This is a genomic window from Bacteroides sp. Phil13 (assembly GCF_001940965.1).
GTDB lineage: Bacteria > Bacteroidota > Bacteroidia > Bacteroidales > Bacteroidaceae > Bacteroides > Bacteroides intestinalis.
In genome coordinates this window covers 30,590-45,774 of record NZ_MSHA01000083.1, presented here as the reverse complement: position 1 = coordinate 45,774, position 15,185 = coordinate 30,590, and the positions used below count along the sequence as shown (strand labels likewise).

General features: G+C 48.2%; 8 protein-coding genes and 1 pseudogene. 5 read left to right on the top strand and 4 right to left on the bottom strand.

Annotated features, from left to right (window positions below; translation table 11 throughout):
• Positions 1-389: 389 nt before the first annotated feature.
• Positions 390-713: pseudogene (locus BWI44_RS15835) on the top strand (DUF3943 domain-containing protein); the annotation flags it as partial.
• 224 nt (positions 714-937) lie between these two features.
• Here the strand turns inward: BWI44_RS15835 and BWI44_RS15830 are convergent.
• Positions 938-3,295, bottom strand: coding sequence for a family 43 glycosylhydrolase (locus BWI44_RS15830; RefSeq protein WP_195209527.1), 2,358 nt, complete (start codon positions 3,293-3,295; stop codon positions 938-940).
• Positions 3,296-3,468: 173 nt separating this feature from the next.
• Between BWI44_RS15830 and BWI44_RS15825 the strand changes: the two genes are divergently transcribed.
• From BWI44_RS15825 to BWI44_RS15810, 4 genes are read left to right on the top strand one after another with little or no spacing between them, the layout of a single operon-like run.
• The gene (locus tag BWI44_RS15825) at positions 3,469-4,431 is read left to right on the top strand and encodes a hypothetical protein (protein WP_195209528.1); all 963 of its coding nucleotides are present in this window, start codon (positions 3,469-3,471) and stop codon (positions 4,429-4,431) included.
• A 27-nt stretch (positions 4,432-4,458) separates the two neighbouring features.
• The gene (locus BWI44_RS15820; protein WP_117707954.1) at positions 4,459-4,932 is read left to right on the top strand and encodes a S24/S26 family peptidase; all 474 of its coding nucleotides are present in this window, start codon (positions 4,459-4,461) and stop codon (positions 4,930-4,932) included.
• Between the two features lie 9 nt (positions 4,933-4,941).
• Positions 4,942-5,208, top strand: a complete 267-nt coding sequence (locus tag BWI44_RS15815; protein ID WP_007667602.1) for a PqqD family protein — start codon at positions 4,942-4,944, stop codon at positions 5,206-5,208.
• A 22-nt stretch (positions 5,209-5,230) separates the two neighbouring features.
• Positions 5,231-6,871, top strand: coding sequence for an ABC transporter ATP-binding protein (locus BWI44_RS15810; protein WP_195209529.1), 1,641 nt, complete (start codon positions 5,231-5,233; stop codon positions 6,869-6,871).
• A gap of 94 nt (positions 6,872-6,965) precedes the next feature.
• Here BWI44_RS15810 and BWI44_RS15805 read toward each other — a convergent pair whose 3' ends face one another.
• The 3 genes from BWI44_RS15805 to BWI44_RS15795 form a co-directional block, all read right to left on the bottom strand.
• Complete coding sequence (locus tag BWI44_RS15805) at positions 6,966-7,877, bottom strand: nucleotidyltransferase family protein (protein ID WP_044532454.1); 912 nt, start codon at positions 7,875-7,877, stop codon at positions 6,966-6,968.
• Between the two features lie 126 nt (positions 7,878-8,003).
• On the bottom strand, positions 8,004-10,352 hold the full coding sequence (gene tamL / locus BWI44_RS15800) for a translocation and assembly module lipoprotein TamL (RefSeq protein WP_007667607.1): 2,349 nt from the start codon (positions 10,350-10,352) through the stop codon (positions 8,004-8,006).
• Positions 10,353-10,480: 128 nt separating this feature from the next.
• Positions 10,481-15,115, bottom strand: a complete 4,635-nt coding sequence (locus BWI44_RS15795) for a translocation/assembly module TamB domain-containing protein (RefSeq protein ID WP_286814981.1) — start codon at positions 15,113-15,115, stop codon at positions 10,481-10,483.
• Positions 15,116-15,185 lie beyond the last annotated feature (70 nt).

Below are 15,185 nucleotides of genomic sequence, written 5' to 3'. Positions count from 1 at the left end.
AGCAGCTGCGACAAAGATAAAGAAACTCCCCCAAACTCATGCACCACAAGCCATTATTTTTCAATTCCTCTCTGTCCTGTCCGGAGAAACAAGTATACAGAAAAGTGTCCCTATCGCAAACCTTTTATGCTGCAAACGAGTTAAATAAGAAGTTATAGAGACTTCTTACGAAAAATACAACTACGTGCATTTGATAATAATCCCTATGTTTGCATCATGAAAAAGTTACTGCTGACTCTGTTCGCTTTCCTGATAGCCATTGATGTGGCTTATCCGCAACTCGCCATTCGCCACCGGTTAGCCACTCCAAAACCTGCCGACTCGCTCGATATAGACTATTACTCCCACAAAAGGGGGCTTCAGGCGGGCACCATGTCTTCGGCATCAATATGGGAGTCTGGGCTTTCGACCGCTATATCCGTAAGGCTGACTTTGCCTACATCAATGGGCGTACCATCAAGGACAACCTCAAGCATGGTTTCGTGTGGGACAATGACGCCATGGGTACCAATATGTTCATGCACCCCTACCACGGTAGCCTGTACTTCAACTCAGCCCGATCCAACGGATACAATTTCTGGCAGTCCGGGTTCTTTGCCTTCGGCGGCAGCTTCATGTAGGAGATGTTTATGGAAAACGAGTACCCCTCTACCTACGACATCATTGCCACCCCCATTGGCGGTATGGCCCTGGGGGAAGTGACCTACGAAGTGGAACCGAAGACACTCAATGCACAGGGCGACCGTTCGAGGGCCATTCTCCATGCAGTCGGCCTCCGGCTGGACCTGAAATTGCGGAAGCAACTGTACCTCACCAGCACATTTATGAACTACACCCGCGATACCAAATACAGGTATCACGCCAATGTCTTTTCCAATACTTCGGAAGGGCGTATTATGCTGACTATAAATATTGATAGAGAGGCATCACCATTGCCTTACTCATATATTTTCCATTCCCACATCCCCGCATCTCCCCGCAGAATATGTAAGCGGAGATAACGTGCCTCGCCAATACCCTTAGCCACATGGGGAGACCGTGCCTGAAGTTTCTTTTCTTCGGCACACACCTGCCAATGCTTGCCATCGACAGACTTTTCCAGTCTCCATGTATGCCCTTCTGTGGGCTTGGTGAAATAGAACTGGCATTCGCCAACGTTGCGCATCTCTTTCAAATCCACCGTAATGTACGGACTGCTATCCGTGACGGCAGCCATCCAGCGGGTTCCGTTCGATTCATCGCCTACATGGGCAGCCTGATAAGTATGTGTACGGGTATATTTCTTCACCGAGGCTTTCTCCGGCAGAGGATCATTCGGTTGTGTCTCGATGTCTACCACCGCCGTACGGGGAGCTTTCTCACTGGAAGCCCGGAAGTCAGCCTGCAACGCCAAGTTCCGGCGTGTCTCCTGAGGCGCGGACAGATAGCCTACGCCACGCATATCGGGCACTAAGGTCTTGATGGTTCCATCTTCATTAAATTCCATCCGGTTGGCATATACCTGGCGGGTAGTTCCACCATCGCCATATTCCAAATAGAGAAAGATGTATTCATCCGTCTTTTCGTCATAGAAGATATTCCCGTGACCGGGTCCCCAAACCTGGTTTTCGGGAGCGGAGAAAAGGAAGATATCATTACCTTCCGGCTTGACGAAGCCACTAAGCGGAGATTCACGGCTCATCATATAAGCATTGACATAGTTCTGATTTCCACTCAACGTATATACATAATAATAGATACCTTTCCGCTTAAACATCAACGGACCCTCGGAATATCCCTGACGGGCAGTCTGCATAGTCAGCGGCTCACCTTCTATATGAAGCCTGTCCGCAGAAAGACGGGCAGCCAACCGACGGCGCCAGAAGAGATAACCGTTGCCATCGTCATCTATAAAAGGTTCCCCGTCAATGTCATTTACGATAAACGGACTATCCACACCTTCCACTCCCGGAGCAAAAAGCCCGTTACCTTCAGCAAAACGAAAAGGACCGTCCGGACGATCAGCTATCATGACATACGTACCCATCTTTTCATCCGGTTTCACAAAGGTGACGTAGAGGTAGTAAGTACCGTTCTGCTCAATCACCTTTCCGGGAGCCCAATAACGGAAATAACCAGTTTTCTTCTCTCCTTTGTCATTCACCCAATCATAGCCTTTCGCCCAGTCGAAGCCCTGGATGTGCGAGCCTTCGAAGCTCCAGTTCACAAAATCTTTCGACTTCCACACTACCGGCGTTCCGGCACGACCGAGACCATAGTCCAGGTCAGTAGTAGCATAGAGGTAGTAGGTATCGCCAAACTTAGAAAGTGAAGGGTCAGCCAGATTATCGGGAATCAGAGGATTATAATTACGATTTGCTATCAAAGTTTCCACAACGGAAGCATCCACAGCAAAAGCCGTCCCATGACGGATGCCACGGGGGAATGAAACCAGATCGGACACATCTTCCCAAGTCTCGCCATGATCCAGTGAACGGACTGCACCGTAACGGTGGTCACGGTATTTATCGAAATAAACATAGAGTGTATCACCCACAAACAAGGGGGCAGGTCCTTCTGCCCAATAGTTTCCGGTGATAGAAGGAGAAACTTTAATGGGGAATCCTTTCGACAAATTTCTGGTACGGGTAATGCGGAGATTTTTCTCCGGCGGATTGGAGTTTTCATTCTTCACCACCATAATCAGGTCCTCATTCTTCGGGTCTTTCACGATGGCAGCATCAATGACACTGAAATCGGGATTGAAAAACATTTTGGTCTTCGAGAAGGTCTGGAAATCTTTCGTAGTTACGTAGTACATGCGATGATTCAACCCTTTCTCACTCTCACTGGTTACTACTTCTTTATGACGGCCGGGAATGGTAGTTGCCCAGAATATATAATATGTCTGCGACGGTTCATTGTAGAAAAGTTCGGGCGCCCAGCAATTGTGGGCAGTCGGTTCGTGCATCATGACGGGGATGGCTCGCTGCTCGCTCCAATGAATCAGATCGCGGGAAGAGGCATAACCGATAATCCGGTCGGTCCAACTGGAAGTCCAGACCATGTGAAAGGTGCCGTCGGGTGCCTGGCAGATACTCGGATCACGCATCAGTTTATCTTTCCCCACGACAGGGAGCAGGTATGACTTGCCACCGTTCAGGGCGGTCCAGTTCAGGCCATCGTAACTATAAGCCAGATGCAGTCCGTCTCTGCTGTCATTGATGAAATAAGAAAAAAGGTAAGCCGTTCCATTGGCACAAGTGGTCATCAGGGTGCCGAAGCATAAAGCCAACCAGATAAGTACAGTTTTCATGGTTTATTCAAGATTAATGATTTCATTGCCTACAAAGATATAGCATCTCCGGAACATACCGAAACGAAAAAGACTGGAGAAATGAACCGATACCTGTAATATTGTATAAAATTCAGTTGTCCAATCAGAAGAATTCCTCTACCTTTACACCGACACATCAAATATTATAGATTATGAAAGGAGAGCGTAACACACAGGTATATCAAGTAGGGCCTTGTCTATTCGGTACTTCCTCCACCATTCCACACTGGAAAACGGAAGAACTGATTCCCTCCCTGAAACCTTTCCTGTTATCTTTAGATACATACAAAAAGAAAGAACTCAAAATAGCATTCTCACTTGCCGTCCAGCCGGAGAGTGAAAGCCGCGAAGAAGACCATGCTAAATATCGCTCACTCGTCGAGTTTGAATGGGAAGGTGCCACGTGCAGGATCAGTGTGATTCCGGATACAGACTCTTATCTCATTACCATCCTCGCTCCCAACGATCCGAAAGAGTACACAGCCTATTTCTTCTACGGATTTACCAAAGGTGTCCTGTTCCTGCACGAAACAGAAGCGGATGCATTTGTTCTCAACAATATTCTGATGATGATTTATGCTTTCAACATGGCTTGTTCCGATACTGTATTAATGCACGCTTCCGTCATAAAGAAAGATGGAAAGGGATATCTATTCCAAGGCAAAAGCGGAACGGGAAAGAGTACGCACAGCGGGTTGTGGCTAAAACATATCCCCGGCTGTGAACTGCTGAACGACGATAATCCCATCGTACACTTCAACCGGAAAACAGGGGAAGCCACAGTTTACGGTTCACCCTGGAGCGGAAAGACACCTTGCTACAAGAATGATTCTGTTCCTGTAGGGGCATTTGTACGATTGGAACAGGCGCCGATGAATGAGATTCAGCGGGAGAGTCCGGCACGGGCATTCGCATCGCTATTGCCGTCGTGCTCTAATCTGAAGGAAGTGAGAGAATTGAATAATGGTGTCATCGAGACAGTGAAATATCTTGCGGCCCATACTCCGGTGTATTTTCTGAAATGCTTACCAGACAAGGAGGCGGCGGAAGTTTGTTTTGAAGCTACGAGCTGCAAGTGGCTGCACTATAAACCGAAAGGCACTCGTTACTCGTAGCTTGTAGCTTGTAACTAATTCATTATTATGATAGATAACGGACGAAAAAGAATCATCCCCAACGAGGTACTGTTGCCCGAAGTAGCACGCCTCATCAGCGAAGGACATACCGTAACCCTGACAGTCAGAGGAAATAGTATGAACCCATTTCTTGTGGATCGTCGCGACCGCATTGTTTTAGGCCCTTTTACCGATAACGATCTGCAACTGAATACGGTCGTACTCGCCAGAGATACGAACGGACGTATCGTTTTCCACCGCATCACCCGCCGCAACGGCAAAGAGCTAACACTGCAAGGCGACGGTAATATACGGATAACCGAACAAACGAGCGTAGACGATGTCATGGGAATAATGATTGCCGCCATCCGTAAAGAAAAAGAATATCCGTGCAATGGCCGTATCTGGCAGCGCTATTCTTTCTGGTGGCTGAAACTAACCCCTGTAAGGCGATGGTTACTGGCGATATTCAGAAGAATCAGAAGAGTAACAACCCAATAAGTACGAACTATGAAAATCAAGGACGGATTTACTTTACATCAGATTGGTGACGAATACATCATCATGTACAACGGCACTCAAAATGTGGATTTCAATAACATCATTAGTCTGAACTCTACAGCAGCCCATCTTTGGAAACATGTGGAAGGAATGGATTTCAATGCCGACACCCTTACCGACTTCCTTATGGAAAATTATGAAGTAGACTCTGAAACCGCAAAGCGGGATGCAGAACAACTGATAAAGAATTGGCTGGAAGCCGGAATCATAAAGTAAATGAGTTACAAGCTGATTCATTATGAAGACAAAGCAAATAAAGTACATCTGGGAAGTATCTCGTGGACAACGGGGACGTATTCTCCTCTCCTGCCTCACAGGCATCATTGGGGTAGCGGTCTCTCTTGTCTTTATTTATGCCTCCAAGGTCGTCATCGACATTGCCACAGGCGCCGCCATCGGAAGCCTGACCAATGCCGCCATCCTTACCATTGCTTTGTTAATCGCTCAACTTCTGTGTGGAACCGTCGATACCTGGCTCAGTACCCGTATGCAAGTGGAAACAGGAAATGCACTGCGCCATCGCCTCTTCTCCCGTCTATTACAAAGCCGTTGGAACGAATTGGAACGCTTTCACACCGGCGACATCGTAAACCGGGTGGAACAGGATACTGCTTCCATCGTGGAGTTACTGACCAGCACAATCCCTGCTTTCATAGTTACCATCGCTCAGTTGATAGCCGCATTTGTATTCTTCTGCTTTCTCGATCCGTCCCTGCCCTGGGTAGTGGTAGGTATTCTACCTATCTTCCTATTAGGTAGCCGCTTCTATATGAAACGAATGCGTCGCTACACCCGTGAAATCCGGCAGAGCGACAGCCGCATCCAATCCGTTATACAAGAAAGCCTGCAACACCGCACCGTCATCAAAACCCTGGAACAAGGCGACCGGCATATCGGAAAGTTGGATGACCTGCAAGATGTACTCCGTAGTCAGATATTCGGTCGTACCCGCTTTTCACTCTCTGCACGTATGCTGGTGGCATTTGCGTTCTCCGGCGGCTATCTTACAGCATTTCTTTGGGGTGCTGTGCGCCTCAGCACAGGCAGTATCACCTTCGGAACAATGACTGCCTTCCTGCAACTGGTAGGAAAAGTACAACGGCCTGCACTCGATCTTTCACGCCTGCTACCTTCCTTTATCAATGCCCTCACCGCTGTAGAGCGATTGATAGAACTGGAAGAACTTCCCGCTGAAGCAAGCGGAGCATCACAACTATTCCTCCAAACCCCGGATTTACAATTGAAAGATGTCACATTCAGTTATTCAACAGGTGACCGCCCTATACTAAATCACTTCTCCTGCAACTTCCCTGCCGGAAGCTGTACTGCCGTATTAGGTGAAACAGGCGCCGGAAAAACCACCCTGATCCGGTTGCTTCTCGCACTCGCTGACCCGCAAGAAGGAAGTATTACCCTTTCACCTGCAAACATAACACAATCTTCACTCTCAACTCTTGAAGTTTCCCCTCAAACCCGTTCCAACTTCGTCTATGTTCCCCAGGGAAACACTCTCTTCAGCGGTACCATTCGTGACAACCTGCTAATGGGTAATCCTCATGCCACTGAAGCCGAAATGCTCCAGGCTCTCCGCACCGCCTGTGCCGACTTCGTCCTCTCTCTACCAGATGGAATAGATGCCAATCTCAATGAACAAGGTGGCGGCCTCAGCGAAGGACAAGCCCAGCGTATCGCCATCGCCCGCACCCTCCTCCGTCCCGGACACATCCTGCTGCTGGATGAAGCCACCTCTGCCCTTGATCCCGAAACGGAACGACAATTAATTAAAAACCTGCGCAGAGACTGCACAGGCAAGACATTCATCTTCATCACACATCATCCGGCAGTAGCCGAGGCTTGCGAAGCTACGATACAACTTTAAAAGATACATTGCCGTGAAATTAAAAAAGGGAATCATCTTACGATAACTCCCTTCTATTTCTAATTCTAAATTTGCTTTCGCAAAGTTCCCGGACTTAGAACAGCTTGGCAGGGTATTCACCTGCATCCACTAAAGCCTGGATTTTATCTACAACGCTTTGGCGATCTTCAGGATAAGTCACGCCAAACCATTTGCTTGTAGTATCGAGGACTTCGCATGTAGCAATACCGTCCTGAATCAATTTATCTACCATCAACGGGATGAAGAATTCACTTTTCAGGTTCTCCATATTCTTCGGATCGCTCAGGAAGCTCTTGAAGAAATCGAAGCTGTATGCAAAGTAATCAGGAGTAAAGCCCCAGAAGTTCATACTTACCGGAGTAGTTTCGGGGGTAGCTGCCCATTCGCCATTATCGTCAATGTATTTCACTTCGCCATCCATACGCTGGATCTTAGTGCGTTCTACAACAGAAGTCAGCAGGTTGTTGGCATCCGTACCGCAAAGACCGCGAGATACAGTACCGCTATCGCTCAGTGTATTGCCAATGCGGAAACCTACCATTGAATATACATTCTTTGAACCTTCGGGCAGTGCAGAGAGGAATTTACCCATTACCTGGAAAGAGTCACGACCATAGAAGTCGTCGCAATTGATAACAGCAAACGGTTCCTGAATTACATCAGCACCCATCATTACGGCATGGTTGGTTCCCCAGGGTTTCGTACGACCTTCGGGACAAGTGAAGCCTTCGGGCAGATCGTCGATAGACTGGAACACCAGTTCACACGGGATATGACCTTCATATTTTGAAATAATTTTATCACGGAAGTCTTTCTCAAAATCCTTACGGATTACGAAAACGAGCTTACCAAATCCGGCGTTAATGGCGTCATAAATTGAATAGTCCATAATAGTTTCGCCATTCGGACCCAGTCCGTCCAATTGCTTCAAGCCACCGTAACGGCTGCCCATTCCGGCTGCCAATAAGAATAAAGTTGGTTTCATACTTAGTTATTATTTAAAAAGGTTAGTGTATCCTTGTTTTGATTACGGGGGCAAAATTACAAAAAATAAAGTCAAGAGAGGTAGACAATTGATTCATATTTTAGCTCTATCGTACAAAACTCACCGTTAGAACGGATAGCCGATAGCAAAATGCCATGCCATACCATCTTTAAACTTCGGAATATTATAATATCCCTTTTTTCCTGTATCATACGGATCATGCAGTGCCACACCCCAGTCGAAACGGAATACAAGGAAATCCAGGTCGTAGCGCAGACCGGCACCTGTGCCCAAAGCAACTTGTTTCGGGAAATTCTTCAACGTCAGTTGCCCATTGGGACGGTTTTCATCCTTACGCATCAACCAGACATTACCTGCATCGAGGAAGACAGCTCCGTGCAGATCGCCGAGAATACGGAAACGATATTCCACGTTTGCTTCCATACGGATATCACCCACATGGTTGATATAGGAATACTTTTTCTCTTTATCGGGTGGATAGCCACCAGGGCCGATACTGCGTGCAGAATAGGCACGGATACTGTTGGCACCACCTATGTAGAACTGTTCGGTATATGGTGCAGTCGTCGCATTTCCATAGGACCAGATAAATCCTCCTGCAATACGGGAAGCAATCATCTGGTTCTTATCTATCCTGTAATGATAACGGAACTCCGAATTCAGCTTCAGGAATTGTGCGAAAGGAACTCCCAGCAGTTTCTTATCTTCTTTGCTGAACGACTGTCCGAATGCCTTGTAAACCAAAGAGGTCAGGTTACCGGCAGAGCCGAATGTAGTCTGCCACCAAATGGGGTTACGGACTGTGCGGAGAGAAGCATTATCATAAGTGTATGTATATTCCATTTTAGGAATAAACTGATTACGGAGGCTGATGTAAAGGGCCGGATTCTGAGCTTGTATTTCCTCAAAAGCCGCAGTCGGATTACGCAACACGTTAAATGTCAATTGGAAGGGCGTGATACTGTGTTTCCGGGTAGGCACAGGCTGAAAGTCATACGTAACGTTTCCACCGAACGCAAGCAGTTTATAGTACTTGGCACGGTTCATCTGGTCTATATAGACACGGAAGGTAGTGGAAGCCGGGAAGTCATATTCCTTGGTACCCATCCGGGGAAAGACGATACGCGGAAAGGTAAGTGCAGAAGATAAGCCCAACTCGTAACTATTCATCAGCGAACTGCTGTTCTTACCCGTCTGCCATTCATAAGAGCCGTTTACTTTCACATTCCAGGTTTCACCACCGCCGAAGACGTTGTTCTTCGTTACGGTGAAGGCGGCACCGGGGCCGGTCTGGTTATTACTTTTCATCGTAACATTGAAGTCCAGTTCGGCATCATACGGTTTATCCAGCATAGCACGGATATTCACGTCCAACGTATCGGAAACGAGCGCTGTATCGCGGGGCGTGTACTGCATCTCCAGATAACGAAAAATACCTACACTTGCCAGACGCTCCTGGATACGTGTTTGCCGATACTGGCTATACAACTTTTCCGGACGACGGCGCATACCTCCCTTGTCCAGTTCCTGCCGTTTCCGTTGATAACCTTGGTAGTTCAGCCAACGGTGAAGCATATTGGGACGTATCTTCAGTTTATCGTAATAGTGTATCCAAAAAGTCTTGTAGTAGAGACTGTCATTGGGCATTTGTCCTTGTGGCCCTTGGAGGTAGAAATTGGTTTTACCTACGAAGAAAGGACGTTCGGCATCCTTCGGCATACCGGGAACGGGGATCATGCGCAGGCTGACGTGCCCACCGGGAACGAGGGTTGTATCAGCCTGGTAAGTCAGATAGTCAGGGCGAAAATAGTAATACCCCATATTACGCAGCAGGCCGCTGATGCGGGTACGCTCACCATCAAGATCGGTAACATTGAACTGTTCACCCGGGCTGATCAGGGAGCGACGGCGACCGAGGTTGATAATCTGCATGGTGGTACTGTTGAATCCCCTATAATAAACGGTATCAATAAAGTACGGGTTGCGCATATCGACCGTGTATTGCAACTTGGCTTTCAGACTGTCCTTGGGATTAACGAAAGTTTGATAGCTTACTGTACCATTAAAGTACCCATAATCGTGCAGGATATTTGTCGCTACTTTCTGTCGGATGTCCGGATTAACGGAGGATATGAGCACGGGAGTAGCGGCAAAGCGGTTGAATATCCACTTTCCGAAACCTTTCTTGTACTTTCCAAAACCATTGTACACCCACAGTCCGAAAGGGAAAGGAATGCGGTATTCGGAACTACCGAGCAGAGAGTTATTGGGGGCTTTGGCAAGGGCGGCTTCCACTTCTTCCATAGCGGTCTCGCCTACCTTGGTATCGGAGCGGTTCTCTACAATCATCGGCTTCTGACCGGTGTAGAGCACTTCGCCTTCAGGCAGGTGCTTAGTAGTGGAGCAGGCTGCCAGAAGCAGGGTTGCAAGGAGTATATATACAAGTTTCTTCATTTTATTCTTCTATGTATTAAGAATTTATGTATGTGCCTACCACCTCCCCCTTCGGGTACTCCTCCTCCCGGGAGGAGGAGAACTGAGAATGATTCGAGAGGCATCATACTATTGCTATTTCTTTTACACTATTCGCTTACAGGTTCTACTTTCTTCTTTCTCTTGAATATGAACAGCTCACTCAGGCGGTCCATTTTCCGGCGAAGCACAAGGCCGACACCTGTCTCGGTTATCTCACCGTCGAGCACACTTTCATAGTTCTTGTTGTGGAATACGCGGACATAGCGTGTACCACTATTATCCAGACGATATTCCAAAGAAATATTATCGATGAACGATTCTACGTCATTCGTTGCATTGGCGCCACTGGACACTTTTCCACCGATAATGATCTGTACACGATCATTGAAGAAACGCTGCGAATAGCGGAAACTGTAATCCGTCTGTTTATCGCCCGTTTCGGCGGCAGTACGGTCTTCAATACCCACACTGAGGGAAGCATTCTTCAGGTTCCCGGTCAGTGAATTAATCTGGCTTTGCAGCACACTGTTCAGTGCGGAACCCATGGTTAAACCACCACCTTTTCCGCTGTTATAAAGATACATACCGGTGGCAAGCATGGTGATGGCCTGCTTGCTTCGTTCATCGGCGCTCATTCCTGCCAGCTCACCCTGCACAGTGGCATCTTCAGGGGCACTCAGATTAAAACTCAAATCAGGGTTCTCCAAACGATTCTTGATGCTGATGGAAACGTCGAAGTTCACCATACGCGAACCACCGTCATCACCATCGGATACGGAAGCGCGGACACGCTCCGTAGCAGTCAGGTTGAGCGAAGGGTTCATCGGATTACCCGTCCAGTCCACATAGCTTCCGTTGACAAACTGGAACTCTTTCAGAGGAATAACGGGCAGGGCATATTTCATCATACCACCGATCAGCGTATAGCGACCGGACAATGTGAGATCGCCTTGCGGAGTATATTGCAGATTCAGGTCACCTCCACCTTCCAATTCCACACGGCTGCTGCGGTCAGGGCTGAGATCGGCACGTAAGCGTACGGCATCATCAATATGCACAGACATCAACATGTCCATACCGCCAAGCGACATAGTGGGAACTTCCGTTGCCTGTACCGAAGTAGTATCCGTAAAGGAAGTGAATGTAACGAGTTCACCCAAACGGTCTTCTACTGTCAAGGGCGAATCGGTCAGCACATAGGTTACATCCGTATTACCCAGCAGATTCATGTTTCCGCGCATGGTCAGTCCATCCAGCGGACCTCGTACGGTAGCGTTCAGGTCCACGAAGATTTTACCGTAAAGCATACTCTCGCGTGTGCGGGGTGCATCGAGCAGAGTATAATTCTGTGCACGCAAGGTCAGGTTTGCTGTCGGTCGGTCCATATTCCGGAAGTCCACGTTTCCGTCTATCGTGAAGGGGTTACGACTGGTGGTATATATAGCAAACTTATTAAATATAAGCTGGTTATTCTCTATCTTCAACGGACGATTGTCGAACCAGTAGCGAGCACCTGCCTGACGGGCGTAGACAGAGACACTGTCTAATGAAAGATCGCCGCTCATCTTTGGTTTCTCCATATCTCCATTGATATAAAGTCCACCGTCAATGTCACCTGTGAAAGTAACGACCTGATCGGGCATAAAGGCATTGGCAAGGGAAAGCGGGAAATGCTCGAAAGTGGTGTTGACTTCAAGCGAATCACGTCCGTTCTTCTGAGTTAATACGGCATCGGCAGTCAGCACCTCCTGATCTCCCGACCGGAAATAGGCATTCAGATAGTGCGTGCCTTTATCACCCGGAAGCCATGTGGCGCCCAGTCCGATGTTACCTACCGGCTGGCGTTCGTAAGTCAGCTTTTCCACATCGGCTTCAGCGGAAACTTGCAGGGAGGTTGCTGTTTGTATATAGTTTGCTTCCGCAGAGAAAAGTCCCGTGATACGGGGCATATAAGGCAGAATGCCACTTAGTTTATCCAAGCGGAAACGGATTAATTCCAGATTTATATTCTGTAAAGAGACAGTGTCAGACCGGTCGGACTGCATACGGAAGCAGAGTCCGTCCTCACTGTCCATGTCGACATTAGCGTAGACGCGCATATTCTTGTGCAGATAAATCCAGTCGCTGTTATCTACAAAGTGGAACTTCTGGAAAGCAATGATAGGCTCGGCAGGTGTCAGGCGGAAGGCAATACCATTACCCCTACCCCGGCCCTCTATCAAAGGACGGGCATTGATACCCAGATCGAGTCCGGTATCTCCCTTCGCATCCACATAATTCAGGGTAAGTTCGGCATCTTCATTACGGATTTCACCCGTCAGTGTACTGCGGAAGACAAACTGAGGGTTCTTTGGTCCATTTATAACACCCCCCTGCAACTTCATGCGTGCAGTGTCCTGGCTGATAGCAAAGAAAATGGTATCCAGTTGTAAGGAGTCCATACGCAGACCATGTATAGCAGTTCGCCCGTTGATACCACGTCGGGGTGTGGCGCCAAAACGCAATATAAAGTCATCAAAAGAAATATCCTTGGTTGCCAGGAAATAACTGACAGGATTCTGCTTACCGGCTTTCAGTTGCATACCGGCTGAGGGCAGTGCTTTCCGTAATTCTGCATGGTCGAGTTGCTTCAATTCTATCTGCCGGGTAAGAAGTGTGGCAAAGGCAGTGCCCTGATCCATCAGTTTCTGCAAGGTACTGCGGGCACGGAACTGAAAGTCGAGGTCGCCTGCATCCATGTTCATCTTGATAGAGTCATGGCGTGCCTCGGCACCGAGAGTGAAAGCGAAAGGATGCTTCAATGGTTTAGGAGAAATACCTAACTCATGCAGACCGACATTCTCCACATTCATAGCCACCTTGCCATCCAGGTATTTACGGTCAAGACGCATATCTGCATCCGCCTGCATCTTCAGCAGGGCATTGTCGCTCGTCATGTGTACAGTGGCAAGAGCGGATTTCAATCCGGCTGTCAGGTCAATGCCGGAAATATTCCAGTGTCCGTATTGTAATTCACCGAGAGAAGCTTGTACAGCAGCCACAGTATGGTGATTGGCAGGATCAAATCCTTTTCCTTTGGCGGCAACCTTAGCCGAAAGGGTATAGATAGAATCTTTAGGCAGGAAGTGGTGCACTTGCAAGGCATCCACATGAAGGTCTGCCTGATAGGCTTCGGTAGAAGTGTTGTAACGAGCCAGCAGATTCAACAGCCCTTCGCGTTCTTTCAATTTCAGGCTGGCATCATAATTGGGGCCATCCAAACCAAGTCGCGCAGCAAGGTGCATACTGTCCGGCACAACAATAGAACCGTCGGGGGTGACACCTGTCAATCCGGTAAGGAAATTCAGATTCTGTGTCCGGATATCAAAGTCAATGCTTCCGTTGCGCGTCAAACTGTCGGTGAGGTTCCAAATCTCACCACCACCATTCAAGGTGAAAGCACCCGGCAGGTCGATATTGAAGCGGGAAATCTGCATCTGCTTGAAGTTACCTTCCGTACCGGCACGGATGGTAAGAGGGCGGAAAGGATATGCATCCTTGAATGTATCAGGCAAGTCACCTGCAAAGAGCATTACATCCTGCTTACCGATGCGGGCATTGAAACGGGCGGAGAGTCGTCCGGAAGTGGGAATTTCTACCAATTCCCAATAAGTCTGGGCGGTGAAATCCATTTCACTGTGTGGGGTAAGCAATTTTAAAGAAGGCACCTGAATAACAGTGGAATCAGCAAATACCCGTCCCGTCAGTGAAGTGATGCTCAGGCCGGAACGTTCGTTCATGGAGAATTCCCGGATAACGGCATTTATGTTCCGTCCATGATAAAGCACGGAGTCCACTCCAATGCGAATATCCCGCAAGGCAATGTGCGAAGCATCAAAGCCCGGGGCAGGTTTCACACCGGTGCTATCGGTAGCCGCAAGACTACCGGTATCTATCAGGCTATTAATGGCACTGAGCAATTGGCTACCCGCATCATAGTTAACCGTAGTACTGCTCAATTCAAATTTCTTCAGACCGTACATCTGTCCGCCCAGGTCAGCAACCGCATCATCCACCTCTGCATCACCCAGACGGGCAGCAAGACGCATGGAATCCAGCGGCATTTGCAAATCAACGGAAACGTTCTTCAATGCCAACTTGTGTAAAGCCACTTTCCAGTTAAGGGCGGCAGTCGTGGTATCCGGTTCGGCAGTGGTAGTGTCGTTCATTACAACGAGCATATGAGTATCACTCAGTTCCACGCGGTTGATAATAGCATCTTCTTTCTTCAGGTCTACACCGTGACTTTCGAGGAAGAAACGCCCCAACACACCACGTACACGAATACCCTCTATCAGATCGGCAGAGTTTAGGAAAACTCCGTTCACAGTAACCTCGTCCAGTTCTACTTTTCCGCGTATCAGCGGCCATGCCTGCACGCGCACGTTCAGGCTTTCCAGTGTCAGCAGGGTATCGGAAACCTGTTTCACGGCAAGGGAGTCGCCGGGAACAGAGGAAATTTGTTTATCTGCCTGTATAGGCTGAATGACCTGCACACCGCGTACCAGCAGGTTCAGCGGAAAGCGGAGGTCGATGCGCTCAACAGATATATCCATACCCGTTGCCTCGGATGCGATGGCAGTGGCTTGCTTCCGTATCAGGTTCTGTACGGGAGGGATATAAAGCAATACCATCAGTATTACAAACAATATGATAGGGGTGAGCAGTATCCACACCACCCATTTCAACCATTTTCTTCTCATTAGGACGTCAATCGATAGTCAGTGTTTAAATCGTTACAAAGTAAACAAATTCTAACGACATTTGGTTGAT